Origin of the sequence: Pseudomonas sp. Sample_24 (genome assembly GCF_004307605.1) — a bacterium.
Taxonomy (GTDB): domain Bacteria; phylum Pseudomonadota; class Gammaproteobacteria; order Pseudomonadales; family Pseudomonadaceae; genus Aquipseudomonas.
Genome location: NZ_RCNW01000366.1, coordinates 3,641 through 29,556 on the forward strand (window position 1 = coordinate 3,641; position 25,916 = coordinate 29,556).

22 protein-coding genes are annotated in these 25,916 nt (G+C 59.7%); 13 read left to right on the top strand and 9 right to left on the bottom strand.

Annotated elements, in window-relative coordinates; translation table 11 throughout:
- Positions 1-196: 196 nt before the first annotated feature.
- Positions 197-2,932, bottom strand: a complete 2,736-nt coding sequence (secA, locus tag D8V06_RS21005; protein ID WP_130931709.1) for a preprotein translocase subunit SecA — start codon at positions 2,930-2,932, stop codon at positions 197-199.
- A gap of 307 nt (positions 2,933-3,239) precedes the next feature.
- Here secA and D8V06_RS21010 point away from each other — a divergent pair, with 307 nt between their 5' ends.
- Positions 3,240-3,695: a DciA family protein gene (locus D8V06_RS21010; protein ID WP_056852678.1), complete on the top strand. Its 456-nt coding sequence runs from the start codon at positions 3,240-3,242 to the stop codon at positions 3,693-3,695.
- Between the two features lie 105 nt (positions 3,696-3,800).
- Here the strand turns inward: D8V06_RS21010 and D8V06_RS21020 are convergent, their stop codons facing one another.
- A complete protein-coding gene (locus D8V06_RS21020; protein ID WP_130905953.1) occupies positions 3,801-5,288 on the bottom strand; it encodes a helicase HerA-like domain-containing protein in 1,488 nt (495 codons plus the stop codon).
- 188 nt (positions 5,289-5,476) lie between these two features.
- Here D8V06_RS21020 and D8V06_RS21025 point away from each other — a divergent pair, with 188 nt between their 5' ends.
- The 4 genes from D8V06_RS21025 to D8V06_RS21040 all read left to right on the top strand — a co-directional run bounded on the left by D8V06_RS21025 (position 5,477) and on the right by D8V06_RS21040 (position 10,468).
- The gene (locus tag D8V06_RS21025) at positions 5,477-7,366 is read left to right on the top strand and encodes a methyl-accepting chemotaxis protein (protein ID WP_130905903.1); all 1,890 of its coding nucleotides are present in this window, start codon (positions 5,477-5,479) and stop codon (positions 7,364-7,366) included.
- Between the two features lie 219 nt (positions 7,367-7,585).
- The gene (locus tag D8V06_RS21030; RefSeq protein ID WP_130931710.1) at positions 7,586-8,707 is read left to right on the top strand and encodes a glycosyltransferase family 1 protein; all 1,122 of its coding nucleotides are present in this window, start codon (positions 7,586-7,588) and stop codon (positions 8,705-8,707) included.
- On the top strand, positions 8,700-9,476 hold the full coding sequence (locus D8V06_RS21035) for a polysaccharide deacetylase family protein (RefSeq protein ID WP_130931711.1): 777 nt from the start codon (positions 8,700-8,702) through the stop codon (positions 9,474-9,476). The genes D8V06_RS21030 and D8V06_RS21035 overlap by 8 nt, the downstream gene beginning before the upstream one ends.
- The gene (locus tag D8V06_RS21040) at positions 9,473-10,468 is read left to right on the top strand and encodes a lysylphosphatidylglycerol synthase transmembrane domain-containing protein (protein WP_056852682.1); all 996 of its coding nucleotides are present in this window, start codon (positions 9,473-9,475) and stop codon (positions 10,466-10,468) included. The genes D8V06_RS21035 and D8V06_RS21040 overlap by 4 nt, the downstream gene beginning before the upstream one ends.
- On the opposite strand, the gene D8V06_RS30440 is transcribed toward D8V06_RS21040, so the two are convergent.
- Both D8V06_RS30440 and purU read right to left on the bottom strand, forming a co-directional pair.
- The gene (locus D8V06_RS30440; protein WP_177336551.1) at positions 10,455-10,631 is read right to left on the bottom strand and encodes a hypothetical protein; all 177 of its coding nucleotides are present in this window, start codon (positions 10,629-10,631) and stop codon (positions 10,455-10,457) included. The two genes, D8V06_RS21040 and D8V06_RS30440, sit on opposite strands and share 14 nt — an antisense overlap.
- Positions 10,632-10,717: 86 nt before the next feature.
- Positions 10,718-11,566, bottom strand: coding sequence for a formyltetrahydrofolate deformylase (purU, locus tag D8V06_RS21045; protein ID WP_056852683.1), 849 nt, complete (start codon positions 11,564-11,566; stop codon positions 10,718-10,720).
- Positions 11,567-11,903: 337 nt separating this feature from the next.
- Between purU and mvaT the strand changes: the two genes are divergently transcribed.
- The gene (gene mvaT, locus D8V06_RS21055) at positions 11,904-12,281 is read left to right on the top strand and encodes a histone-like nucleoid-structuring protein MvaT (protein ID WP_007933316.1); all 378 of its coding nucleotides are present in this window, start codon (positions 11,904-11,906) and stop codon (positions 12,279-12,281) included.
- A 90-nt stretch (positions 12,282-12,371) separates the two neighbouring features.
- Here mvaT and sbcB read toward each other — a convergent pair whose 3' ends face one another.
- Complete coding sequence (gene sbcB, locus D8V06_RS21060) at positions 12,372-13,802, bottom strand: exodeoxyribonuclease I (RefSeq protein ID WP_130931712.1); 1,431 nt, start codon at positions 13,800-13,802, stop codon at positions 12,372-12,374.
- A gap of 185 nt (positions 13,803-13,987) precedes the next feature.
- Between sbcB and D8V06_RS21065 the strand changes: the two genes are divergently transcribed.
- The 6 genes from D8V06_RS21065 to D8V06_RS21090 are packed head-to-tail and all read left to right on the top strand — an operon-like array spanning position 13,988 to position 20,710.
- The gene (locus tag D8V06_RS21065) at positions 13,988-14,713 is read left to right on the top strand and encodes an RDD family protein (RefSeq protein ID WP_130931713.1); all 726 of its coding nucleotides are present in this window, start codon (positions 13,988-13,990) and stop codon (positions 14,711-14,713) included.
- Positions 14,710-15,687 (top strand): stage II sporulation protein M, encoded by a 978-nt coding sequence (locus D8V06_RS21070; RefSeq protein ID WP_130906559.1) that lies wholly within the window; start codon positions 14,710-14,712, stop codon positions 15,685-15,687. The genes D8V06_RS21065 and D8V06_RS21070 overlap by 4 nt, the downstream gene beginning before the upstream one ends.
- Positions 15,674-17,218, top strand: coding sequence for a DUF4129 domain-containing protein (locus D8V06_RS21075; protein WP_130931714.1), 1,545 nt, complete (start codon positions 15,674-15,676; stop codon positions 17,216-17,218). Before D8V06_RS21070 ends, D8V06_RS21075 begins: the two co-directional genes overlap by 14 nt.
- Entirely contained in the window at positions 17,215-18,384 is a 1,170-nt protein-coding gene (locus D8V06_RS21080) for a DUF4350 domain-containing protein (protein WP_130905912.1), read from the top strand. The genes D8V06_RS21075 and D8V06_RS21080 overlap by 4 nt, the downstream gene beginning before the upstream one ends.
- Positions 18,381-19,382, top strand: a complete 1,002-nt coding sequence (locus tag D8V06_RS21085; RefSeq protein ID WP_056852689.1) for a MoxR family ATPase — start codon at positions 18,381-18,383, stop codon at positions 19,380-19,382. Before D8V06_RS21080 ends, D8V06_RS21085 begins: the two co-directional genes overlap by 4 nt.
- On the top strand, positions 19,379-20,710 hold the full coding sequence (locus D8V06_RS21090; protein WP_130931715.1) for a DUF58 domain-containing protein: 1,332 nt from the start codon (positions 19,379-19,381) through the stop codon (positions 20,708-20,710). The genes D8V06_RS21085 and D8V06_RS21090 overlap by 4 nt, the downstream gene beginning before the upstream one ends.
- A gap of 35 nt (positions 20,711-20,745) precedes the next feature.
- Here D8V06_RS21090 and D8V06_RS21095 read toward each other — a convergent pair whose 3' ends face one another.
- Both D8V06_RS21095 and D8V06_RS21100 read right to left on the bottom strand, forming a co-directional pair.
- Positions 20,746-21,105: a PilZ domain-containing protein gene (locus tag D8V06_RS21095; protein WP_056852691.1), complete on the bottom strand. Its 360-nt coding sequence runs from the start codon at positions 21,103-21,105 to the stop codon at positions 20,746-20,748.
- A gap of 244 nt (positions 21,106-21,349) precedes the next feature.
- Positions 21,350-21,733: a tetratricopeptide repeat protein gene (locus D8V06_RS21100; RefSeq protein ID WP_130905914.1), complete on the bottom strand. Its 384-nt coding sequence runs from the start codon at positions 21,731-21,733 to the stop codon at positions 21,350-21,352.
- 172 nt (positions 21,734-21,905) lie between these two features.
- Between D8V06_RS21100 and pyk the strand changes: the two genes are divergently transcribed.
- On the top strand, positions 21,906-23,357 hold the full coding sequence (gene pyk / locus D8V06_RS21105; protein ID WP_056852693.1) for a pyruvate kinase: 1,452 nt from the start codon (positions 21,906-21,908) through the stop codon (positions 23,355-23,357).
- Positions 23,358-23,510: 153 nt separating this feature from the next.
- Here the strand turns inward: pyk and D8V06_RS21110 are convergent, their stop codons facing one another.
- Positions 23,511-24,446 (bottom strand): iron-sulfur-binding ferredoxin reductase, encoded by a 936-nt coding sequence (locus D8V06_RS21110; protein WP_130905915.1) that lies wholly within the window; start codon positions 24,444-24,446, stop codon positions 23,511-23,513.
- Positions 24,439-25,545 (bottom strand): GGDEF domain-containing protein, encoded by a 1,107-nt coding sequence (locus D8V06_RS21115; RefSeq protein WP_130905916.1) that lies wholly within the window; start codon positions 25,543-25,545, stop codon positions 24,439-24,441. The genes D8V06_RS21110 and D8V06_RS21115 overlap by 8 nt, the downstream gene beginning before the upstream one ends.
- Between the last annotated feature and the right edge of the window lie 371 nt (positions 25,546-25,916).

A 25,916-nucleotide genomic window follows, 5' to 3' on the forward strand; every position in this document is an offset into this window, starting at 1 on the left:
CCGGCCGAGGCGATACCGAGTTCAAAACCGGCAACCGGGTGCAACGTTGGCAAAGGACCAAGACCAACAGCCATGAATGCGCTCCTTTATAAATGATGTCAGCACCGTTTCAGGAAAAACGGTGGTTCGAAATGGTAAAACGCCGCGACGGCAGAAGCCGGTCGCGGCGCGGGTATTTCAGCGATTGAAACGGGTTTTACTGGATCTGCCCGTGGCAATGCTTGAACTTCTTGCCCGAACCGCAGTAGCACAGCTCGTTGCGGCCCAGCTTCTGCTCGTTGCGAACCGGTGCGGTGGCGAGAGCCACATCGACCTCTTCACCCAGTTGCTCCGGTTGCTCCAGACCTGGGGCTTCTTCATGCAGGAACTGCATGCGGGCGGCCAGTGCCTCGGCTTCCTGACGCAGGCGCTGCTCTTCTTCGATCGGATCTTCGCGGCGAACCTGAACGTGCGACAGCACGCGGATCGAGTCGCGTTTGATCGAATCCAGCAGCTCGGAGAACAGCGTGAACGACTCGCGCTTGTACTCCTGCTTCGGGTTCTTCTGGGCATAGCCACGCAGGTGGATACCATGACGCAGGTGGTCCATGGTCGACAGGTGGTCTTTCCACAGGTCGTCCAGCACGCGCAGAACGATTTGTTTCTCGAAGCTGCGCAGCGCTTCGGCGCCCGCCTGGTCTTCTTTCTCGTTGTAGGCGGCGATCAGTTCCTGCATGAGTTTTTCGCGCAGGGTTTCTTCGTACAGGTGATCGTCTTCGTCGAGCCACTGCTGGATCGGCAGTTTCACGCCGAAATCGCTTTCCAAGGCCGATTCCAGCCCTGCCACGTCCCACTGCTCAGGCAGCGATTGCGGAGGAATGTGGGCGCTGACGGTGGCGTTGAGGACGTCCTGACGGAAATCGGCAATGGTTTCACCGATGTTGTTGGCAGCCAGCAACGTGTTACGCATGTGATAGATCACTTTACGCTGTTCGTTGTTGACGTCGTCGAACTCAAGCAGTTGCTTGCGAATGTCGAAGTTACGACCTTCAACCTTGCGCTGAGCCTTTTCGATGGCGTTGGTCACCATGCGGTGCTCAATCGCTTCGCCAGGCTGCATGCCCAGGGCTTTCATGAAGTTCTTCACCCGGTCAGAGGCAAAGATGCGCATCAGGCTGTCTTCCAGCGACAGATAGAAACGGCTGGAACCGGCGTCGCCCTGACGACCGGCACGACCACGCAGCTGGTTGTCGATACGGCGCGATTCGTGACGTTCGGAGGCGATCACCTGCAAGCCACCCGATTCGAGCACTTGCTGGTGACGCTTCTGCCAGTCGGCCTTGATCTGGGCAATCTGCTCAGGCGTCGGGTTTTCCAGCGAGGCCACTTCCACTTCCCAGTTGCCGCCCAACAGGATGTCGGTACCACGACCGGCCATGTTGGTGGCGATGGTCAGTGCGCCCGGGCGACCGGCCTGGGCAATGATCTCGGCTTCTTTTTCGTGGAACTTGGCGTTCAGAACCTTGTGTTCGATGCCTTCCTTCACGAGCAGGCTGGACATGTGCTCGGACGTTTCGATGGTGGCGGTACCCACCAGCACCGGACGGCCCTGGGTCATGCATTCCTTGATGTCGTTGATGATCGCCGCGTATTTCTCTTCGGCGGTCAGGAACACCAGGTCGTTGTAGTCTTTACGCGCCAACGGTTTGTTTGGCGGAATCACCATGACCTGCAGGCCATAGATCTGGTGGAATTCGAACGCTTCGGTGTCCGCGGTACCGGTCATGCCGGACAGCTTGTTGTACAGACGGAAGTAGTTCTGGAACGTGGTCGACGCCAGTGTCTGGCTTTCGGCCTGGATGTTCAGGTTTTCCTTGGCTTCGATGGCCTGGTGCAGGCCTTCGGACAAACGACGGCCCGGCATGGTGCGGCCGGTGTGTTCGTCGACCAGAACCACCTGACCGTCCTGCACGATGTACTCGATGTTGCGGTGGAACAGTTTGTGCGCACGCAGACCGGCGTAAACGTGAGTCAGCAGGCTCAGGTTGTGCGCCGAGTACAGGCTCTCGCCTTCAGCCAGCAGGCCGATGCGGGTCAGCGTTTCTTCGACGAATTGGTGACCGGCTTCGTTGAGCTCGACCTGGCGGGTCTTCTCATCGACGGTGTAGTGGCCGGGCTTGGTGACTTCGCCTTCGACTTCTTCAACGTGCAATTCCAGCTGCGGGATCAGTTTGTTGATCTCGATGTACAGCTTGGAGCTGTCCTCGGCCTGACCGGAGATGATCAGCGGGGTACGGGCTTCGTCGATGAGAATGGAGTCGACTTCGTCGATCACGGCAAAATTGAGTTCGCGCTGGAATTTTTCTTCCATGCTGAACGCCATGTTGTCGCGCAGGTAATCGAAACCGAATTCGTTGTTGGTACCGTAGGTGATGTCGGCAGCGTAGGCGGCGCGCTTCTCTTCCGGCGGCTGGAACGGCGTGACAACGCCGACCGTCAGGCCGAGGAATTCATACAGCGGGCGCATCCAGTTGGCGTCTCGACGGGCCAGGTAGTCGTTCACCGTCACAACGTGCACGCCCTTGCCGGACAATGCATTGAGGTAAACGCCCAGTGTTGCCACCAGGGTCTTGCCTTCACCGGTACGCATTTCGGCGATCTTGCCTTCATGCAAGGTCATGCCGCCGATCAGCTGGACGTCGAAGTGACGCATGCCCATGACACGCTTACCGGCTTCGCGGGCGACCGCAAAGGCTTCTGGCAGCAATTTATCGAGGGTTTCCCCTTTGGCGATGCGGGCCTTGAACTCGTCTGTCTTGGCACGCAATTGATCGTCCGAAAGGGCCACCATTTGCTCTTCGAAGGCATTGACGAGTTGCACCGTCTTGAGCATGCGTTTGACTTCACGCTCGTTCTTGCTTCCAAAAAGTTTCTTTAACAAAGGCGCAAACATATCGGCAGGATCTTCCACACTAAAGGGATGGAGGGCGGCCCCGTGAGTCGCCCGTGCAGCCCTCATGGCCGCATGCGAACGAGCATTCTACCCGGAAACGGTGGTGAGGAAAGTGGCGATGTTCCACGATGCTGGCACTGCGCTTTGACGGGGCTCACTTAAAATAAGGGCGTTTTGCTCAACTTCAACCCATTCAGGGAAGAAGTTAGTCGTTGATTTAATGAGTAAAGCATCCACAAAAGCAATGGGCGAGTGCATTCGGCGCTTTCTGCTACCATGGCGGCTCTGTTACTTCAGGTGTCTGATCATGGCATTTCGCCCTCTTACGGCCAGAGCACCCGCCGTTCTCCTTCGCGAAGCCAAGCCGCTCAAAGCCATTCTCGGCCACGCTCAACGCCTGGGTCATCTGCAACGCCTGCTGGAAAGCCAACTGCAACCCGCCGCTCGCGAGCATTGCCACGTGGCGTCCTGGCGTGAAGGCAGCTTGCTGCTGATCGTCACTGATGGACATTGGGCCACTCGCCTGCGCTACCAGCAAAAACGCCTGCAGCGGCAATTGCAGATGTTCGATGAATTCGCCAGCCTCACGCGAATTCTGTTCAAGGTTCAGCCACCTACCGTTCAACAAGGTGCGGCCGGTCATACCATGGATTTGTCCAATGATGCGGCGGCGACCATTCAGGCGACGGCCGATGGCATCAGTGATCCAAACCTTCGGGCCGCGCTGGAGCGGTTGGCGGCGCACGCCAGGCCCAAAACCTGATCATGAACCCATGTAGGAGCGAGCCTGCTCGCGATAGCGATGTAACATTCAACGCATAAGTTGACTGATACGCCGCCATCGCGAGCAGGCTCACTCCTACAGGTTTCAGCGGCGTTTGTTGCCGCCCAATAAAGAGCCCATCAAACCGCGCACCAATTGTCGGCCGATCTGATTCGCCGCCTGTTGCATCGCTGACTTCAGCGCCTTCCCCGCCGCCGTGCCGAGGAACTCCCCGGCCTGTTCGGTGAAGCTTGGCTCTTGCTTGGCGGATTTGTCCGGTGCAGCCTCGGGTTCAGGCGCCAGTCCTTTGCGGCCCATCAGCACTTCATAAGCCGACTCACGATCAATCGGCTTGTCGTACCGGCCCTTGCACGGCGAACCGGCGATCAGCAGCGTACGCTCCGTCTCGCTCAGCGGCCCGATCCGCGACTGTGGCGGTGCCACCAAAACCCGTTGGACCATTTCCGGCGTGCCCTTTTCCTGCAAAGTGCCGACCAACGCCTCTCCAATCCCCAACTCAGTCAGCACCGACAGCGCATCGAATGCCGGGTTAGGCCGGAAACCGTCGGCCACCGCCCGCAGGGATTTCTGCTCCTTGGCGGTGAATGCACGCAAACCGTGCTGGATGCGCAAGCCGAGTTGCGCCAGCACATCGTCCGGCAGGTCGCCCGGCGATTGGGTGACGAAATACACCCCCACTCCTTTCGAACGAATCAGCCGCACCACTTGTTCCAGACGATCCTGCAACGCCTTGGGGGTCCCGGCAAACAACAGATGCGCCTCGTCGAAAAACAACGCCAACAGCGGTTTGTCCGAATCACCGCGCTCCGGCAATTGCTCGAACAATTCGGCCAGCAACCACAACAGAAACGTCGCGTAGACCTTCGGCGCTTCATGCACCAGCCGACTGGCATCGAGCAAATGAATGCGACCACGACCGTCGACTGTCGGTTGCAGAATGTCTTCGAGTTGCAGCGCCGGCTCACCGAACAGCGCCTCCGCCCCCTGTTGTTCGAGCGTTGCCAGACGCCGCAGCAGGGCTTGGCTGGAACCGGTGGTCATCAGCGCCGCATCATCGCCGAGCAGCTGTGGATGATCCTTGAGGTGATTGAGCAATGCCTTCAGGTCTTTGAGGTCCAGCAGCAACAAGCCTTCGCGGTCGGCGACCTTGAACGCGGCATACAGCGCCGATTGCTGACTGTCCGTCAGCTCCAACAGGCTACCCAACAATAACGGGCCCATTTCGCTCAAGGTTGTGCGCAGTGGATGACCGGACTGCCCGTGAATGTCCCACAAGGTCACCGGATAAGCCTGAGGCTTGTGGTTCAGCCAGGGCATCCCGGCGATTCGCTCGGCAATCTTGCCCTGGGGATTACCGGCTGCACCCAGACCGCAGAGATCGCCCTTGATATCGGCGGCAAATACCGCGACTCCGGCATCACTGAAGGCTTCGGCCATACGTTGCAAGGTGACGGTCTTGCCCGTCCCGGTAGCCCCCGCAATCAAACCGTGACGGTTGGCCAGGCGCATGGCCTGGGCGATCGGCTGCCCGGAAAGATCGGCGCCGATAACGAGTTGCAATGAGTCATGCATTTGGTCACCCATGGTTAATCTTTGATCCTTCACGGCCGATAGAAATAGCAACAAAGCAGACAGACACAATCTGGTAGGACATTTCCCTTAAGGAGCGATGGAAATATCACTTGCTTTCAACCCTGCCCCTTTTGCGTTCCTTTATAAAAGCACGCGCTGGGCAATAAGACCTTAGCGGACCCCAAGCCATGAATAAAAATCTACGCTTCAGCCATAAAATCCTGCTTGCCGCCGCCCTCATCGTCATTGCCACTTTCGCCTCATTCACCCTGTACAACGACTATTTACAGCGTAATGCCATCCGCGAAGACCTGGACAACTATCTCAACGAGATGGGGGATGTCACCGCCAACAACATCCAGACATGGTTGACCGGCCGGATTCTGCTGATCGAAAACCTTTCGCAAAACATCGCCATCAACCCGGAACAAGCCAACGTAGCCGCCCTGCTTGAACAGAAAGCGCTGACCTCGACGTTCATGGCGTCCTACCTGGGCGATGCCACCGGGCATTTCACCATCCGACCCGACGCGAAGATGCCCGATGGCTTCGATCCACGGGTCCGCCCTTGGTACAAGGGGGCGGAAAACAGCAGCACGCCGACCCTGACCGAGCCCTATATCGATGCGGCGACCGGTCAAACCATCATTTCCATGGCCATGGCCTCGAAAAAATCCGGGCAAAGCATCGGCGTGATCGGCGGTGACCTGAGCCTGCAAACGCTGATCGATACCCTCAGCGCCCGCGACTTCGACGGCATGGGCTACGCCTTTCTGGTCAGCGCCGACGGCAAAATCCTGGTTCACCCGGACAAAGCGCTGGTGATGAAGTCCCTGAGCGAGGCGTATCCGAAAGACACGCCGCGAATCGGCAACGGTTTCAGTGAAGTCGATGTCGACGGCAAGACCCGCATCGTCAGCTTCACGCCGATCAAAGGCTTACCCTCGGTCAACTGGTACATCGGCTTGTCCATCGACAAGGAAAAAGCCTTCTCGATGCTCAGCGAATTCCGCGCTTCAGCGGTGGTGGCGACCGTCATCGCGGTGGCAATCATCATCGCCCTGCTGGGCATGCTGATCCGCATCCTGATTCAGCCGCTGCACGTCATGACCCGCGCCATGGCCGACATTGCCGACGGCGAAGGCGACCTGACCAAGCGCCTGACCATCGTCAACAACGATGAGTTCGGCACGCTCGGCACGGCATTCAACCGTTTCGTCGAGCGTATCCACGGTTCGATCCGCGAGGTGTCTTCCGCCACCGGCCAGGTCAACGAAGTCGCGTTGCGTGTGGTGGCGGCCTCGAACTCGTCGATGTTCAACTCCGACCAGCAGGCATCGCGCACCAGCAGTGTCGCCGCCGCGATCAACCAGCTCGGCGCCGCCGCCCAGGAGATCGCCCGCAATGCTGCGCAAGCATCGAATCAGGCCAGTGACGCCCGCAGCCTCGCCGAAGACGGCCAGCAGGTTGTGGACCGCAGCATTGCCGCGATGAATCAGTTGTCGAGCATGCTCAGCGCGTCGAGCACCAACATCGAGTCGCTGAACAGCAAAACCGTGAACATCGGGCAGATTCTCGAAGTGATCACCAGCATTTCCCAACAGACCAACTTGCTGGCGCTCAATGCCGCCATCGAAGCGGCGCGGGCCGGTGAAGCCGGGCGCGGGTTTGCCGTGGTGGCCGATGAAGTGCGCAATCTGGCGCACCGCACCCAGGAATCGGCGCAACAAGTGCAAACCATGATCGAGGAGCTGCAAGTCGGTGCCCGCGAGTCCGTCAGCACCATGAGCGACAGCCAGCGTCACAGCCAGGACAGCGTCGAAATCGCCAATCTGGCGGGTGAGCGCTTGAGCAGCGTGACCCAGCGTATCGGCGAAATCGACGGCATGAACCAGTCGGTGGCGACCGCCACCGAGGAACAGACGGCAGTGGTTGAGTCGATCAACGTCGACATCACCGAAATCAATACGCTGAACCAGGAAGGTGTGGAAAACCTGCAGTCGACGTTGCGCGCGTGTTCGGATCTGGAACAGCAGGCGGCGCGGTTGAAGCAGTTGGTAGGCAGTTTCCGGATCTAATCGCTCTCACCGGCCTCATCGCTGGCAAGCCAGCTCCCACAGAGTTCTGCAGCGGACGCAATTTTTGTGTACGACGCAAAACCTTGTGGGAGCTGGCTCGCCAGCGAAGGCGGTCTGTAACACATCGCATAACCCTGGCTGACAGCCCACCCCTCCAAACCTCAACCGAACATCTATTCTTCATTAAGGTCCACCCAAGGAGAGCAACGGACCGGAGGAGTGTTCATCGTGCATATCGCTGACATCACCATGTTTTACGCCCCTGCCAGCGGTGGCGTGCGCACTTATCTGGATGCAAAACATCATCGACTGTGTACAAGGCCCGGCACTCGCCACAGTTTGCTGGTCCCTGGCGCAGTTTTCAGTGAACAGGACGGTATCTATACCGTTCCGGCTCCTGCCCTGCCTTTCGGCAAGGGTTATCGATTCCCGCTGCGCCTGGCCCCCTGGCGCAATGTCCTGCACGACCTGCAACCCGAACTGATCGAGGTCGGCGATCCTTATCTCACTGCCTGGGCAGCCCTGGACGCACGCAGGCAACTGGATGTGCCAGTGATCGGTTTCTATCACTCGGACCTGCCATTGCTGGTCAGCAACCGCATGGGCAACTGGGTGACCACCAATGTCGAAGCCTACGTCAGCAAGCTTTACGGCAACTTCGACCGGGTTCTCGCGCCCAGTCAGGTGATGGCGGACAAGCTCACGGGTCTTGGGGTTCGAAACGTTTTTGTCCAACCCTTGGGCGTCGATTTGCAGACTTTCCATCCCGAAAAACGCGATCCGGGCCTGCGGGCCGAATTGGGACTGGACGACAACACCCACCTGCTGATTTTTGCCGGTCGCGGTTCCAAGGAAAAGAACCTGCCGGTGCTGCTCCAGTGCATGAAACGCCTGGGCAGGCGTTACCACTTGCTGCTGGTCGGTTCGTCGATGCCGAGCACGGTGCCAGGCAATGTCACCGTCATTGATGAGTTCTGTCCCGCCGCGCAGGTCGCGCGCCTGATGGCCAGTGCTGACGCGTTGCTGCATGCAGGCGATCAGGAAACCTTCGGCCTGGTCATTCTCGAAGCCATGGCCAGCGGCGTTCCGGTGGTGGCGGTGGCGGCAGGGGCTTTTCAGGAAATTGTCACTGATCAATGCGGCCTGTTATGTGCACCGAACGATCCGCAGGCGATGGCCAACGCCGTGCGCGAACTGTTCGCCCAAAACAGTGCGGCCCTCGGCCGACAGGCGCGACTTCATGCCGAGCGACATTACGCCTGGGACACGGTGGTCAATAGTTTGCTGGGGCACTATCACGCCGTACTCGGCAGTCAATGGCCACGCGCGGCCAATGGTTGAGCCCATGAATACGCCCAGCCTGTTACTGGTCTTGCACGATGTGGCGCCACAAACCTGGGCCGACTACCAACCCTTTGTCGAAGCCGTGGACGCACTGGGCAACGTACCCATCACCTGGCTGGTGGTGCCGAACTACCACAGACACAACGATCTGCACGCCCATCCGGACTTTCGCCAGCGGCTTGCCGAACGACTCGAACGCGGCGATGAATTGGTGCTGCACGGCTATTTTCATTGCGATGACGGATCGCCGCTGAACTCTGCGCGAGACTGGTTCATGCGCCGGGTCTATACCCACGAAGGCGAGTTCTACAGCTTGTCCCGGGAGGCCGCCCTCGCCCGTTTGCATGAAGGCATTGCGATGTTTGATCGATATCATTGGCCGCTGCACGGTTTTGTCGCGCCGGCCTGGCTGATGAGTGAAGGCACGCGGCAAGCCTTGCGACAACTGCCTTTGAGTTATACCAGCGACCCTCAACACCTTTATCGACTACCGGATTTCACCACGGTCGACGCGCCCGGGTTGGTCTGGAGCGCACGCAGTGCCTGGCGTCGCGGTTTGTCCAAGCTCGTCAGCGATCAGCGCGAACAACGCTGGCGCCAGGCACCGGTGATTCGCCTGGGCCTGCACCCGGTCGACATGCGCCATGAGTTCTCGCGCACCTACTGGCTGCAAACCCTCAAGCGCCTGCTGGCAGACGGACGATTGCCCATGACCAAGGCAAACTGGCTGGCCCTGCAAAGCCAGAACAGGGAGCGCGCCGCATGAGTCGCGGGATCCTGCTGGTGATCGGCCTGCTCGCTGCGGTGCTGATCCCGTGGCTTTTGGGTGGAAGCGAAACCTGGTCACGATTGAGTGCTTTTCCGCTGAGCGGATTATTGGTCATGTTCGGCATGATCCTGCTGTGCTGGGTGGTAAACACCCTGCGATTGCGCCTTTTATTGGGCGATCAGCGCCATAAGGTCAGCCCCGTCAAAAGCCTTGGCGTGGTCATGGCTGCCGAATTCGCTTATTGCGCCACGCCTGGCGGCAGCGGCGGCCCGCTCACTATCATGGCGCTGCTGGGACGCAACGGTGTGCGTCCGGCCAGAAGCAGTGCCGTGTTCGCCATGGACCAGTTGAGCGATTTGTTGTTTTTCCTCTGCGCACTCAGCGGGATTCTGATTTATGCGCTGTTTCAACACCTGAGCCAGCGCATGGAATGGCTGTTGATCGTCAGTGCCGTGTCGATGTTCGGCGGATTGATCAGTTGTGTGCTTGTGGCGCGGTATCACCGCTTGCTGATTCGCCTGAGCGGCCGGTTGTTGGCCCGCCTCAACGTGCAGCCCACCACCCGGATGCGCTGGGCGCGAAAGCTCCTGAGTTTTCTGGCGGCGTTTACTGACACACTGAAGCTGCCTTTCCAGACATTGATCACTGTGTTTGCCCTGACCTGCCTGCACTGGATTTTACGCTACAGCGTGCTGTATCTGGCGCTACGCGGGCTCGGTGCAGACTTGCAATGGGCCTGGAGCTTTTTGATCCAGATGCTTTCGCTCAGTGCAGGTCAATTCAGCCTGTTGCCGGGCGGGGCCGGCGCGGCGGAACTGACGTCGGCGGCGCTGCTGGCGCCCATGGTGGGGAAATCCACCGCAGCGGCGGCGATTCTGATCTGGCGGGCAGTGACCTATTACTTCTATCTGCTGGTCGGTGGGCCGGTGTTCTTGCTGATGCTGGGGCGGCCGCTGCTCAAGAAGTTGATGAAACTCAAGCAGGCTTAGGCGGGTTGTCGGGCTCTTGCTGCAACTGCTCCCACAACTCGGCAGCGCCTGGAAACTCCGTTCCATCCTCCGGGCTCAGGTCGTCCGGGTCGTAACGGCTCAAACAACCTTCGCCCAGGGTGGCGGGCGCCTTGGAAGTGGCTTTGTCCAATGGATCGGCCATGGTCATGTCCTCATGCAGAAACGGCGAAGGGCCTGAAGCGATTGAACGCCCAGGCCCTTCGAATTTCAACCGGGTCGTGCGGTAAATCAGAACACGACGGTTTTATTGCCGTGCACCAACACCCGGTCTTCCAGGTGATAACGCAGACCGCGGGCCAGTACCATCTTCTCGACGTCACGGCCGAAACGCACCATGTCTTCAATGCTGTCGCTGTGGCTGACACGCACCACGTCCTGCTCGATGATCGGGCCGGCGTCCAGCTCTTCCGTCACGTAGTGGCAGGTCGCGCCGATCAGTTTCACGCCGCGCATCGAAGCCTGGTGATACGGCTTGGCACCGACGAACGACGGCAGGAAGCTGTGGTGAATGTTGATGACCTTGTGCGCATATTCACTGCACAACTCGGGCGGCAGGATTTGCATGTAACGGGCAAGGACCACCACTTCGGCATCGTGATGTTTCACCAGACGCGAAACCTCGGCGAAAGCCGGCTCCTTGTCCTGCGGGTTGACCGGCACGTGGTAGTAAGGAATGCCGTGCCACTCAACCATGCTGCGCAAGTCATCGTGGTTGGAAATCACACAAGCGATTTCGCAGTCCAGTTCATCGCTGTGCCAGCGATGGAGCAGGTCGGCGAGGCAGTGGGATTCGCGGCTGGCCATCAGTACCACGCGTTTCTTTTGCGCGGTATCGGTGATACGCCAGTCCATCGAGAATTCTTCGGCAATCGGCGCAAACGCTTCGCGCAAGGCTTCGATACCGAAAGGCAGCGAGTCGGCACGAATCTCGTGACGCATGAAGAACCAGCCACTGAGATTGTCGGAGTGGTGGCTCGCTTCAGTGATCCAGCCGTTATGTGACGCCAGAAAGTTACTGACTTTAGCAACGATGCCGACGCGGTCGGGGCAGGAAATCACCAGCCGAAAAGTGCGCATGGGGGGGAAACTCCAGAACTTCGCAAAGGCGGCCATTCTAGCGATTGCGCAGCAAAACTGCAGTATTGATGACGTGCCGTGCTGTCAGATGGCAACCGACGCTGGGCCTGCCCGTGCACCTCGTTCGTCAAACGACAGTGCAGTAAGCCTTCCACAAGCACTCCTTTGTAAATATCTGTAGCCGAGCTTCAAACTATTTAACTGCATCGAAAATGTGCAGCGAATTGCGGACAATTTAATTAAATAAACCTGCTTTAATGTTTACTTGATGAAACACCCTGACTATTATTGCGGCACTGTCCCCCTGCCATCCTGCGCCACACATAAGGTAGTAATCATGTCCTTGATCAACGAATATCGCGCCACCGAAGAAGCTATCAAAGAGCTGCAAGCCCGTTTGAAGAATCTGTCCCAAGACGACAAACTGCAAACCGAGCTGGAATTTGAAGGCAAACTGCGCACCCTGATGGGCGAATACTCCAAGTCCCTGCGTGACATCATTGCTTTGCTGGACCCGGAATCCAAAACCAAGGCTCCACGTGGCGGCGCTGTGAAAACTACCGGCACCAAGCGTGCTCGCAAAGTTAAACAATACAAAAACCCGCACAACGGCGAAGTCATCGAAACCAAAGGTGGCAACCACAAGACTCTGAAAGAGTGGAAAGCCAAGTGGGGCGGTGACGTGGTTGAAGGCTGGGCTACCCTGCTGGGCTAAGCCGCCAGACCCGTCTGCGACAAAAAATAACGCCAGCCAATCGCTGGCGTTTTTTTATGCCTGGAGTTCAGGCTCCGGGTGTTTTCGATTTCAAAGATTCAAACGTGAGCGTAACCCGAGAACATGTTGCTGCCATTCGCCGAGTACCTGTTGCTGAAACGCTGTCGCAGTAACAGCCATTTGGGCTGCGGCCTCGGAGAAACTATCCAGGGTATTGGGGGCGCCCCACTCAGGGTCCGACAAGCGCTTCTGACAAAATAGTCTCCAGCGCTCTTGCTCTTCAAGATTCAGCGTTTGCGGAAAGTTGCGTGCGCGATATCGAAACAATAATTCAGGCAAACGTTCATCATCGAAAGGCCATTGAGCTTGTGCTAATTGAGCCGGGTCGGCAGAACGTACTTGTTCACATAGACGCCGATCACGGTCACCGATAAAACCATCGTATAACTGTTGTTCAGGGTCCAGGCTGACAGAAAAATCCTCACGGGCATAAATTGCCGCAACTTTATCCAGCCAGACTTGCTGCGCGTCACTTAGTCGCACCGTACGCTGCTGATACAGCGGCATATCCAGGCCAAGACGTTGCTGATCTTCAGGACGAAGTACCGACAACGGCGCCACTACCGGGCATTTATTGATGTGAATGAGCTTGAGCGGAACCGGCAACTCGCCCTCGGCCAGATCAGCGCGGCGGGTATAGAGGCGCTGGCGCAACGTGTCGGCATCCAGATCGAGCAAACCCTGGGGATCAAGATGCAGGTCGCAGACTATCAGCGCATTCTTGTTGCGTGGATGCCAGGCCAGCGGTAACACCACCCCCACAAAGTTGCGTGCCGCTGAAAAGCGCCCGGAAATGTGCACCATCGGTTGCAACAGGCGAATCTGGTCGAGCACCTTTTGTTTGCTGCGCAACTTGAACAGCCATTCATAGAGCTTCGGCTGTTTTTCCCGGATCAACCGCGCCAAAGCGATCGTCGCGCGTACATCCGACAGCGCTTCGTGGGCATTGCCGTGATCGATGCCGTTGGCGGCGGTCAGACGCTCAAGCTTGAGTGTCACCCGCCCCTCATCGTCTGTTGGCCAAACAATACCGTCGGGACGCAAGGCATATGCTGCGCGCACCACATCGATCAGATCCCAGCGACTGTTGCCGCCCTGCCACTCCCGCGCGTACGGGTCGAAAAAATTGCGGTACAGGCTGTAGCGGGTCATTTCGTCGTCGAAGCGCAAGGTGTTGTACCCGGCTCCACACGTGCCCGGCGCAGACAACTGGGCGTGCACGCGGGTCATGAAGTCGGCTTCGCTCAACCCCAGCGTGGCCAGGTTTCCAGGCGTAATGCCGGTGATCGCGCAGGCTGCCGGGTGCGGCAGGATGTCGTCGCTGGGCTGGCAATAGAGATTGACCGGCTCGTCTATTTCATTGAGATCGAAGTCAGTACGCAGCCCCGCCATTTGAAGGGGGCGGTCGCAACGGGGGTTGATGCCCGTCGTTTCATAGTCGTACCAGAAGATAGAGGTCACAGGCGTTTCCCGAACTGAAGATCGACGAAGTCTAGGCGTTCACGTCCCGCCCCGGCCAGTAATCTTGTGATTCAAACACTCCTGGTTACTCAAACCGCAATACATAGTTATGTCGTTTTCCCCAGTGAGGCTGCTAGCATCGGGGAACGAGACAATCCCGATCAGGCCACATCATCAGGTTGCCCATGCTCGAGACCACAGCACTGCCAAGGAAAGCGACGCTGTCCCCGCCACTGGATACGCGGTATCAAGTTGAAACGCCTGAAGGCATCGACTTGCCTCTGCGACCCGCCGGGCTGATGGTGCGTGCGCTGGCGTTCGCCATCGACCTGGCACTGCGCGGCGTGATCCTCGGCGTGCTGTTCATTGTCCTGGCGATGCTCGGAAAACTCGGCGCCGGCCTGGGCTCGCTGCTGATCTTTGGCGTGAGCTGGTGGTACATGGTGCTGTTCGAGGTCCTTAACCAGGGCCGCTCACCGGGCAAGCAATGGATGGGAGTGCGCGTGGTTCAGGACGATGGCACACCGATTGGCTGGTCCGCGTCGCTGTTGCGCAACCTGCTGCGGTTTGTCGATTTGTTGCCTTTCGGCTACTTCCTCGGGGCAATCAGTTGCCTGCAGCATCCCGGCTTCAAACGCCTCGGCGATGTGGCGGCCGGCACGTTGGTGATCTACCGTGAACAGCCGCTCACACGTCCCCAGCTACCGCCAGCCCAACCGCGCCGCCCGGCAATAACCCTGAGCCTGAGCGAACAACGCGCCATCCTCGGATTCGCCGAACGCCAGGCCGAACTGTCCCCTGCGAGGGTCAATGAGCTCGCCGCGATCCTGGCGCAACCGTTGGAGGTTCCAGCGCCACAAGCCGTGGCTGAACTCAACGGCATCGCTCGCGGTTTGTTGGGCCCGGCATGAAGCAAAGCCTTTTCGAACATCGGCACATGGCCGAATGGGAGCAGTTTTCCCTCACGCTGCAACGTCTGGAACAGGACAGGAAGGCCGACGGAGTCGGCGATTTCCCGGCTGACTATCGTCGTCTCTGCCAACACCTGGCGCTGGCTCGGGAGCGTGGCTACAGCAGTTTCCTGATCGATTCGTTGCAACAACAGGTCCTGCGCGGACACCAACAACTGTATCGCCATCGCAGCCACCTGGGGGCTAATGTACTGGCATTCATCCTCGCCGGATTCCCCCGCCTGGTCCGTGAGCAATGGCGCTTCGTGCTTGCCGCCAGCCTGCTGTTTTTCGGCAGCCTGATCGGCATTGCGCTACTGGTGTACCTGTTCCCGGACCTGATCTACAACCTGATCCCGGCCGAGCAGGTCAGCGAAATGCAAAACATGTACGACCCCGAAGCCGGTCATCTCGGGCGTTCGGCGGAACGCGCGGCCAGTGAAGACTGGGTGATGTTCGGCTACTACATCATGCATAACATCGGCATCGCCTTTCAGACCTTCGCCAGTGGTTTGCTGTTTGGCCTGGGCAGCGCGTTCTTCCTGCTCTTCAACGGCTTGATGATCGGCGCGGTGGCCGGACATCTGACGCACATCGGCTACGGGCAAACGTTCTGGTCCTTCGTGATTGGCCACGGCGCTTTCGAATTGACCGCCATCGCCCTCGCCGGGGCGGCCGGCCTGCAACTGGGCTGGGCATTGATTGCGCCGGGGCGCCTGCCGCGCTCGGAAGCCTTGCGCCTGGCCGCACGCAAGAGCGTGTTGCTGATTTGCGGGGTGATGCTGTTCCTGCTGATTGCGGCGTTCATCGAGGCTTATTGGTCGTCGATGACGGCAGCAACGCCCATGACCAAATACCTGGTGGGCGCGCTGCTCTGGCTGTCGGTCACGGTTTATCTGCTGTTTGCCGGACGGGTCCGCCATGCGCCTGAGTGACGCCAGTGTGGTGATCCGCCCGCGCCCGATCTGGGAAGCCATGGACCTGGGCGTGCTGTTGAGCCAGCGCCATCGACGTCTGCTGATGATCAGTTGGGCGATCATCACCTTGCCGGTTTTTGCCCTGCTGAGCGGCTTGCTGTGGGAGTCGCCATCCCTTGCCGTGTTCATTTTCTGGTGGCTGAAGCCGGCTTTCGAACGCCTGCCGCTATACATCCTGTCCAAAGCCATATTTGGCGAAACACCCACCCTCAAACAAGCCCTTTGCCAATGGCCGCGGCTGCTCAAGCCGCAATTGCTGGCCAGCCTGACCTGGCGACGCTTTGGCATGAGTCGCAGCTTTCTGTTACCGGTGGTGCAACTCGAAGGCCTGAGCGCCGAAGCGAGACAGCAGCGCATTCAGGTGCTGTTGCAGCGCGATGCCGGTGCGGCACGGTGGCTGACGCTGATTGGCGTGCATTTGGAAACTGCACTGTGGATCGGCCTGATGGTGATGTTCTATCTGCTGTTGCCGCAACAGGTCGCACTCGACTGGAGCTGGCAATCGCTGATCGCCGCCGCCACCCAGGACTGGCGCTGGCTGGAGCATCTGACCAATGCCTTCTACGCCCTGGTGCTGGTGGTGTGGGAACCGATCTATGTAGCTTGCGGCTTCAGCCTCTACCTCAACCGCCGTACTGTATTGGAAGCCTGGGATATCGAACTGGTGTTCCGCCGTATGCGCCAGCGCTTGAACGGCGCTGCCATCGCGGTTTTGCTGGCAGTAATCCTGTTGCTCCCGACTGGACACGATGCCTGGGCCGACGCTGCGGTGGCAACGCCTGACAGTCCGCGCTTGCTGGAACAACCGCTGACCAGTCAGGCGTCCCGCGACAGCATCAAGGCGATCCTTGAGCAGCCGCCGTTCAAGAACAAGGAAACGGTGATCCGTTATCGCTTTGGCGACGACATCGACACTGCCGAAACACCGGCTGACAACAACACGCCAGCCTGGTTGAAGGCACTGTTCGGGTTGTTTGACAGTCAGCATTTCGGCGCACTGGCCACGCTGATCGAAGCCTTGCTGTGGGGCATCGTGGCCGCCGCCATTGGCTTGTTGATCTGGCACTACCGCGATCTGTTGCAGGCGTTTGTCAGCCGTCGTCCGAGCCTAGGCAAAAAAACCACGCGACCGACACCGCAACAGGCGTTCGGCCTGGATCTTGGCCGCGACACCTTGCCCGCCGACGTCGCCACCAGTGCCGAAAACCTCTGGCAGAGCCATCCCCGAGAAGCGCTGGGATTGCTCTACCGCGCCCTCCTCAGCCACCTGCTGCACGATTACGACATCGCGCTGAAAGCTGCCGACACCGAAGGCCAGGTGCTGGAACGCATCGAACAACTGCAACAACCGGCGTTGTTGGCCTTCAGCAAAAAACTGACCGGGCATTGGCAGAACATGGCTTACGGGCATCGCTTGCCCGCCGCGCATTTGCAGCATGAATTGTGTGATGGCTGGCGAGCATTGTTCGGCCCTGGAGCCGCGCATTGAACCGGCGCGGGTGGCTGATCACGTTCGGCATAGTCGTCGCGGTGCTGCTGGTCGCGCTGAGCGTGTACCTGTATTTCAAGGCCACGCCCTATCCGGCGGAAATCGATCATGGTCCATCGCCCGAGGCACAGGCCAATCCTTATCTGGCCGCCGAGCACTTTCTGCGCAAACAAGGCCTGGTCGTCGGCCATGCCAATAGCCTCGACGTTCTGCCGAGCCTGGAGCCGCATCAACACAGCCTGCTGTTACTGGGCGATCGCTACAACATGACGCCACGGCAGATTGATCAATTGATGAACTGGACCCGGGCCGGAGGGCGCCTGTTGTTCGTCGCCCAGTCGCTGTGGGATGAAAAGGCCGGGCAAAGCAATGATTTGTTGCTCGACCGGGTACAACTGCATCAGTCCCTGAGCAAGGACCTCAAGGACCCGCCGCCGGCCGATGGCGAAAAAGATCCTTATCCGCAACTGACCAAGCTCTACCTGGAAAACGAAGACGCCCCGGCGTATGCCGGCTTCGACACGGCCTTCCATCTCGAAGACCCGAAGAATCTCGCCCAGGCCTGGGCCAACAGCGGCAAGGCCACGCACATGATGCAACTCAACCACGGGCTCGGCTCGATCATTGTGGTGACCGACGCCGACTTGTGGAAAACCCCGGCAATCGATCAGTACGACAACGCCTGGCTGTTGTGGTACCTGACCGCGGATACCGATGTGACCCTGTTGTTCAACACCGATCACGACAGTTTATGGACCTTGTTGCTGCGTTATTTCCCCCAGGCGCTGGTTGCCTTGCTTGCGCTGATTGCCCTGGGGCTCTGGCATGTCGGTGTGCGCCATGGGCCATTGCAGGAACCGGCACCGAAAGCGCGCCGACAATTGCTCGAGCACCTGCGTGCCAGTGCCGATTTCATGTTGCGACGCAACGGTCAGCAGAGCCTGCTGCAAACGCTGCAACAAGACATTCTGCGCCGGGTCCGACGACGCCATCCAGGCTATGACCAACTCGGCGTTGCCGAACAATGGCTGCTGCTCTCACGCCTGACCGGCCAGCCCACACGTGCTATCAGCCAGGCCATGAGCCCACGGAAGAAGCAGCGACTTTCCAGTGCAGAATTCAGCCGCCAGGTCGCCCATCTGCAAACCTTGAGGAACGCGTTATGAGTGAACCGATCGAGCCCGACGCACCCAGCCATGCCGCTCAACAACGACAGCGCGCCAGCCAGTTGGCTCAGGCGATACGCGTCGAACTGCAAAAAGCCGTGATCGGCCAGGACAGCGTTATTGACGATGTGCTCACGGCGCTGATTGCCGGGGGGCACGTGTTGCTCGAAGGCGTGCCGGGGCTGGGCAAGACCTTGCTGGTGCGGGCGCTGGCACGCTGTTTCGGTGGGGAATTTGCACGCATTCAGTTCACCCCGGACTTGATGCCCAGCGACGTCACCGGCCATGCGGTGTACGACCTTCAGACCGAGCAGTTCAAACTGCGCAAAGGGCCGCTGTTCACCAACCTGCTGCTGGCCGACGAGATCAATCGTGCCCCGGCGAAAACCCAGGCCGCACTGCTTGAGGCCATGCAGGAGCGGCAAGTCACGCTTGAAGGCCGCGCCCTGCCGATTGCACAGCCGTTCATGGTGCTTGCCACGCAAAACCCCATCGAACAGGAAGGCACTTACCCGTTACCGGAAGCCGAGCTGGATCGCTTCATGCTCAAGGTGCGCATGGACTACCCCGACGCCGAACAGGAGTTGAACATGGTGCGTCAGGTCAGCCGTTCGACCCGCGCCGACATGCTCGATGTGCAACCGCTGCGCACGGTGCTGCAAGCCAAGGACGTGCTGGCGCTGCAACGCATTGCCAGCGACTTGCCACTGGACGACCAGGTGCTCGACTACGCCGTCCGCGTGGCCCGCACCAGCCGCAGCTGGCCGGGCCTGACCCTTGGCGCCGGGCCTCGCGCCTCCATCGCGCTGGTGCGCTGCGCCAGGGCGCGGGCCTTGTTGCGCGGCGGCGAATTCGTGATTCCGGATGACATAAAAGGTTGTGCCCTGGCGGTGCTGCGCCATCGCGTGCGCATCGCCCCGGAGCTGGATATCGAGGGTCTGGAGGTCGATCAGGTGTTGCGACAATTACTCGACCAAGTTCCGGCGCCGCGCCTGTGAAACCAAGTCGCCTGCTGTTGCTATGGCTGGGTGTGCTGCTGGCCATCGGCATCGTGCTGGGCGCGTTGCAGGCGCTGGATGTTGCGTTGCCGGCATCTGTGTCGCGAATCAACTGGGGCCTGCTGCTGGCGCTACTGGCCCTGGCGTTGCTCGATGCCATTCGCCTCAAGCGACTGCCCTCCCCACGGATCACACGACAGATGCCCGGCAGCCTGGCACTCGGTCGCTGGAGCGAAGTGCGACTGACGGTCGAACACGACTTCGCCCAACCGCTGGACATACGCCTGTTCGACCACGTGCCGCCGGGCCTGTGCTTCGAAAACCTGCCACTGGCGGTGGCGCTGCAACCCGGCCTGCAAAGTGTTATGGCTTATCGTCTGCGTCCGGTCAGCCGCGGCCACTTCAGTTTCGAACGCTGCGAAGTCAACCTGCCTGGCCCCCTGGGCCTGTGGTCAGACAAACGCCTGCTGAAGCTGACCGATCACACCCGTGTCTATCCCGACTTCGCCCGCCTCTACGGCGGTCAACTGTTGGCGGTGGATAACTGGCTGAGCCAACTCGGCGTGCGCCAGCGACAACGCCGGGGGCTGGGTCTGGAGTTTCATCAGTTGCGCGAATTTCGCGAGGGCGACAGCCTGCGCCAGATCGACTGGAAAGCCACCGCCCGGCAGCGCACCCCGATTGCCCGGGAATACCAGGACGAGCGCGACCAACAAATCATCTTCATGCTCGACTGCGGCCGCCGCATGCGCAGTCAGGATGATGAGTTGTCGCACTTCGATCACGCGCTCAACGCCTGCCTGCTGCTCAGTTATGTCGCATTGCGCCAGGGTGATGCGGTCGGTCTCAGTACGTTCGCCAGCGACATACCGCGCTACCTCGCACCGGTCAAAGGCACCGGGCAACTCAACACGTTGCTCAACAGCGTTTATGACCTGAACAGCAGCCAACGCAGTGCCGACTATCAAGCCGCCGCCACGCAATTGCTGGCGCGGCAAAAACGCCGTGCGCTGGTGGTGCTGATGACCAATCTGCGCGATGAGGACGATGAAGAACTGCTGACGGCCGTCAAACGCCTGGGCCAACAGCATCGCGTGCTGATCGCCAGTTTGCGCGAAGACCTGCTCGATAACCTGCGCGAAACACCGGTGCAGACCTTGTCCGAAGCCCTGGCTTATTGCGGCACGGTGAACTATTTGAATGCACGGGCTGAACTTCACGAACGGTTGAGCGCTCATGGCGTGCCAGTGCTGGATACGCGGCCGGGGCAATTGGGGACGCAATTGGTGACGCAATATTTGAGCTGGAAGCGTGGCGGCAGCACCTAGGCGCAAAAGACCGCCGTCAGCGATCTTTTGCTTTATCAGGCCGAGGCCGGCAACGGTAGAAAACTGAAATACTGCCTTAACGCCTCCACCAGTTGCCCATATTCAGGCGGTGCCCGCTGCAGACTGAACCCGGCGTCATAGTGGTGAGGCGTCGCGTCTTCGTGGCACCACAAGCAACACGCCCGCAAGTCAATGACCTGCTGGATGCCGCCGCTGGCGGGGATTTTAAGGCGCAGTTCAAAGTCAGCACCGATCATCATCGGCAACTGACTGATGAGCATCAGTCCATCTTCGGAGACATTGCCCAGAAAACCGATGGGCTTGTCCGTAATGCTGTTGAACACTTTCAGGAAATACGGCAGTTGATGCCGCTCGATCCGGCGGTCAGTAAACATGCTGAATTCGCTACGCAAGGCCCTTAAGCAGAGCCGCACTAATGCTTCGGAACGGACCTGCCGGTGGAACTGAAGTGGCAAGACGGCCCGCTCTCCCCGATCCTGGTGCGACAGTCAATAAACCGCTATCGCTTACTCCTGCCAATCACAGGTGTCACGATGGTTTAGAGAGAACGCTCTAAACCGGTCTATTCGACTATAGCTCACCACCGCCGGTCGGCCAGCTATTGAATGACAACCTGCATCAGAACTGCGTCGGGCGTACCGCCGCGGCACTGCGGGTCGGGTAATGGCCCAGGCTCTGCAAGGTTTCCAGGCGGGCGCGGGCGCGATAGGCGTATTCGCTTTGCGGATACGAGGCGATGATGAATTGGTAAGTCTGGGCCGCATCGATAAACATCTTTTGCCGTTCCAGGCACTGGCCGCGCATCATCGACACTTCCGGCCATACATAAGGCCGCGCCCGGCTGGCGCGCTCGACTTTGGACAATTCGAGCATGACTTGCTCGCAATTGCCCCGCTCATAGGCACTGTAGGCAAGATTCAAATGATGGTTCATCGAGAAACGGGTGCAGCCCGTGACACTGAGGACACTGATGGCAAGGGCGGCAATGAGCACGAATCGCATGGGGGGATCTCCTGTCTTGAACGCTGTATCGACCCGTGAGCGGAAATCTTCAGGCTGCCAGGCGCAAAGTTGTCCGGTTCAATAAAGAAAGCGATAAGTAGTGCAAACGAACAATGACTACAACTTCGCAGCATAGTAGCCTCACCCAGCGCTTGAACTCAGGAGTCTTTGCATGTCCGTCCGTCGTACCAAAATCGTCGCTACCCTTGGCCCGGCCAGTAACTCGCCGGAAGTTCTCGAACAGCTGATTCTGGCTGGCCTGGACGTCGCCCGTCTGAACTTCTCCCACGGCACCCCCGACGAGCACAAGGCTCGCGCGAAGCTGGTGCGTGACCTCGCTGCCAAGCACGGCCGCTTCGTCGCCCTGCTGGGTGACCTGCAAGGCCCGAAAATCCGTATCGCCAAATTCGCCAACAAGAAGATCGAGCTGAAGATCGGTGATCAATTCACCTTCTCCACCAGCCATCCTCTTACCGAAGGCAACCAGCAAGTGGTCGGCATCGACTACCCGGACCTGGTCAAGGACTGTGGCGTGGGCGACGAGCTGCTGCTCGATGACGGTCGCGTGGTGATGCGCGTCGATACCGCCACGGCCACCGAACTGAACTGCACCGTGACCATCGGCGGCCCGCTGTCCGATCACAAAGGCATCAACCGTCGCGGTGGCGGCCTGACTGCCCCGGCCCTGACGGAAAAAGACAAGGCTGACATCAAGCTCGCTGCGGAAATGCAAGTCGACTACCTCGCGGTGTCCTTCCCGCGTGACGCCGCCGACATGGAATACGCCCGTCAACTGCGCGACGAAGCTGGCGGCACCGCCTGGCTGGTGGCGAAGATCGAACGCGCCGAAGCCGTGGCCGACGACGAAACCCTCGATGGCCTGATCAAGGCATCCGACGCCGTGATGGTGGCCCGTGGTGACCTGGGTGTGGAAATCGGCGACGCCGAGCTGGTGGGCATTCAGAAGAAAATCATTCTGCACGCACGCCGCCACAACAAGGCCGTGATCGTCGCGACCCAGATGATGGAGTCGATGATCCAGAACCCGATGCCGACCCGCGCCGAAGTGTCCGACGTAGCCAACGCCGTGCTGGACTACACCGACGCCGTAATGTTGTCGGCTGAAAGTGCTGCCGGCCTGTATCCGCTCGAAGCGGTACAAGCGATGGCGCGCATCTGTGTCGGCGCTGAAAAGCATCCGACCAGCAAGACCTCCAGCCACCGCATCGGCAAGGAATTCACCCGCTGCGACGAAAGCATTGCGCTGGCGACCATGTACACCGCCAACCACTTCCCGGGCGTGAAGGCGATCATCGCATTGACCGAAAGTGGTTATACCCCGCTGATCATGTCGCGCATCCGTTCCTCGGTGCCGATCTACGCGTTCACCCCGCACCGCGAAGCCCAGGCCCGCGCGGCGATGTTCCGTGGCGTGTACACCATCCCGTTCGATCCGGCTTCGCTGGCACCGAACGAAGTCAGCCAGAAGGCGATCGACGAGCTGGTCAAACGCGGCGTCGTGGAAAAAGGCGACTGGGTCATCCTGACCAAGGGCGACAGCTACCACACCACCGGTGGCACCAACGGCATGAAGATCCTGCACGTTGGCGACCCGATGGTCTGAGTGACCGAGCGCTGAAAAACAAAAGCCCCGCCATGTGAATGGCGGGGCTTTTTGTTTGCTGATCCAAAGGTTGAGTTGTCAGGGCTGGCGATGGAGCCGGTACTGTCAGCGAAGGTTTAGTGCCGCTTGATAAATCCGGTCAACGTCTGCGGCTCAACCACGTGGCAGGAACACATCGGCCAGCAGTTGATTGCGCGGCAATCCCGCCAGGTACAAGCGCCGGGCAAAGGCGTCGACGCTGTCCGGCGCTCCGCAGAGCAGGGCCAGGGTTTGCCGCGAAACAAGCCGCAGTTGCGCCAGCGCCGCGGGTAACCCGACCGGGGTCCAGAGCTCGATGCTCAGGTTCGGGCGGCTGGCCGCCATGGCCTGCAGAGGCTTGGCCAGATAATGCTCGTCGGCGTCATGGGCCAGATGAATGACGCGGATTTCGCCTTGGTGATCCTGACGCAGAGCTTCGCGCAGCACACCAAACAACGGTCCCAAACCAGTGCCGGCGGCCATCAGCCACAGCGGTCGCGTGTGCCAATCGGGGTCATAATGCAGCGCCCCGCCGCGCAATTCGCCGAGGCGCAGCGGATCGCCGATTTTCAACTGACGTGCTGCATCGCTGAACTCACCCGGCAGGCGACAATCGAGGTGAAATTCGAGAAACCGGTCGTCCTCGGGCAGGCTGGCGAGGGAGTATGGCCGCGCCACGTTACCCGCCCACAACACCAGGTGCTGCCCGGCGCTATAACGCAATGGCCGCTGCGGGATCAGGCGCAAGCGCAGTACGTTGGGGCTCAACCAGTCGAGCGCCGCGACCTCGGCCGGGCGCCCATCCTGCTGCGGGTCGAAGGTGTGCACCTGCAAGTCCTCGACCACCTGGCACTGGCACGCCAGACGCCAACCTTGCTGGCGTTGCTGCGCGCTCAAGGCATCGGGGCGGCTATCGCTCGGCAAGCCTTGCACGCACTGCACCAGGCACGCATGGCAACTGCCGGCGCGACAGCTATAGGGCACCGCCACGCCGTTCTGATTCAGTGCATCAAGCAGATTACTGCCCGCCGCCACCGACCACTGGCGGTCACCGACACGTAATTCAGGCATCGACGTTTTCCCACGCCGCCGCGCAACGGTTACGACCGTCACGCTTGGCGCGATAGAGCGCCTGATCGGCTCGCTGCAAGGCGTCGTCGAGGTCATCGCCCAGTTCCAGCAACGTCATGCCCGCCGACAGACTGAGGCTGCCGACATTCAGGCCGAGCAACTCGACATCGGTAAATGCAACCCGCAGTCGCTCACAGCAGGCGGTCAGACTGTCGGCATCGCAATCGGGCAACAACACCACAAACTCTTCGCCACCATAGCGCGCCAGAACGTCGCCATCGCGCAGGCATGCAGTGGCCACGCCGGCAAAGGCCTGCAGCACTTGATCGCCCGCGGCATGGCCGTGCAGATCGTTGATCCGCTTGAAGTGATCGAGGTCGATCAGCGCCAGGCCATGCCTGACGCCGGCGTCCATGGCGTTGAGTTCACGGGAGGCCAGGCGCAGGAAATGCCGGCGATTGAACAGACCGGTCAGTTCGTCGGTGGCGACCAGGTCTTCGAGCTGGCGCATCATCCCGCGCAGCGTGTCCTGATGCGCCTGCAACGCGAAGCGCCGCTGCCGCATACGGTGTCGCGAAGCCTGGACGTAACCGGCATACAGCACCAGCCAGATCAACACGATCAACAGCACGCACACCTGCAACGCCGCCAGCGCCGGGTCGGCCAGCTGAAAGTGATAGCCCTCCCACAGCGTAATGGCGCTGAAACTGAAGAACACCAGCATCGCGCAGCGTAAAAACGCGCGACGGGACAGATGAAACAGCCCGAACAGCAGGATCAGCACATAAAAGACCAGGAACGCCCCGCGCGCGTCGTCCAGATGGGCGATCAACCAGGTTTGCCAGCCCAGCCCCATCAGCACTTGAGCTTCCGTGAGGCTGGGGTCGGCGAAGCGCAGGTTGCAGCCGCTATAGAACAGGGCGAACAACGTGCCCTGGCTGATCACCACCAGTGCGCTGCCAATGGCCACGCTGGCCAGGGATTGCTGATAGTGACCGGTAAAAAACGCCAGCCACAGCAACAGCAAAGCCAGGGCATAGGTGCCGGCTGCCAGGGCAAAACGTTTGAGCAACAGTCGCTGGATGGCGTTATGGGTCAATCGTTGACTCACCGAATGAAGGCTGACAGAGCGTCCTACTCTACAGACCGAGTGTCACTTTAGTGGGGCGGCCGATAAATGACCATTCAATTTTCGGTCGGATAAATGGCGTCAAATCCATGGCTGAAAAATCACTTGGATTCACGCGGCCGCCTATGCGACCAACGTTTGACTACCGGCGCGTGTGCCCTTGGACGAGGCGCGTTATACTGCCGCGCCTTTTTAGCGTCGCGCCAGCATGCCCGGCGTGCCTTGAAAGGTGCTTGCAACCGACCGATGCACCCAAGCTGCAAGCACCTTATTGAATGTTCCCGTCTTTTAGAGGAGCGCGACTCATGACCGTGATCAAGCAAGACGACCTGATTCAGAGC

Bases quoted from the DNA above. Each gene is read 5' to 3' on its own strand.
- secA (WP_130931709.1), bottom strand. From the start codon at position 2,932: ATGTTTGCGCCTTTGTTAAAGAAACTTTTTGGAAGCAAGAACGAGCGT.
- D8V06_RS21010 (WP_056852678.1), top strand. From the start codon at position 3,240: ATGGCATTTCGCCCTCTTACGGCCAGAGCACCCGCCGTTCTCCTTCGC.
- D8V06_RS21020 (WP_130905953.1), bottom strand. From the start codon at position 5,288: ATGCATGACTCATTGCAACTCGTTATCGGCGCCGATCTTTCCGGGCAG.
- D8V06_RS21025 (WP_130905903.1), top strand. From the start codon at position 5,477: ATGAATAAAAATCTACGCTTCAGCCATAAAATCCTGCTTGCCGCCGCC.
- D8V06_RS21035 (WP_130931711.1), top strand. From the start codon at position 8,700: ATGGTTGAGCCCATGAATACGCCCAGCCTGTTACTGGTCTTGCACGAT.
- D8V06_RS21040 (WP_056852682.1), top strand. From the start codon at position 9,473: ATGAGTCGCGGGATCCTGCTGGTGATCGGCCTGCTCGCTGCGGTGCTG.
- D8V06_RS30440 (WP_177336551.1), bottom strand. From the start codon at position 10,631: ATGGCCGATCCATTGGACAAAGCCACTTCCAAGGCGCCCGCCACCCTG.
- purU (WP_056852683.1), bottom strand. From the start codon at position 11,566: ATGCGCACTTTTCGGCTGGTGATTTCCTGCCCCGACCGCGTCGGCATC.
- mvaT (WP_007933316.1), top strand. From the start codon at position 11,904: ATGTCCTTGATCAACGAATATCGCGCCACCGAAGAAGCTATCAAAGAG.
- D8V06_RS21065 (WP_130931713.1), top strand. From the start codon at position 13,988: ATGCTCGAGACCACAGCACTGCCAAGGAAAGCGACGCTGTCCCCGCCA.
- D8V06_RS21070 (WP_130906559.1), top strand. From the start codon at position 14,710: ATGAAGCAAAGCCTTTTCGAACATCGGCACATGGCCGAATGGGAGCAG.
- D8V06_RS21075 (WP_130931714.1), top strand. From the start codon at position 15,674: ATGCGCCTGAGTGACGCCAGTGTGGTGATCCGCCCGCGCCCGATCTGG.
- D8V06_RS21085 (WP_056852689.1), top strand. From the start codon at position 18,381: ATGAGTGAACCGATCGAGCCCGACGCACCCAGCCATGCCGCTCAACAA.
- D8V06_RS21095 (WP_056852691.1), bottom strand. From the start codon at position 21,105: ATGTTTACTGACCGCCGGATCGAGCGGCATCAACTGCCGTATTTCCTG.
- D8V06_RS21100 (WP_130905914.1), bottom strand. From the start codon at position 21,733: ATGCGATTCGTGCTCATTGCCGCCCTTGCCATCAGTGTCCTCAGTGTC.
- pyk (WP_056852693.1), top strand. From the start codon at position 21,906: ATGTCCGTCCGTCGTACCAAAATCGTCGCTACCCTTGGCCCGGCCAGT.
- D8V06_RS21110 (WP_130905915.1), bottom strand. From the start codon at position 24,446: ATGCCTGAATTACGTGTCGGTGACCGCCAGTGGTCGGTGGCGGCGGGC.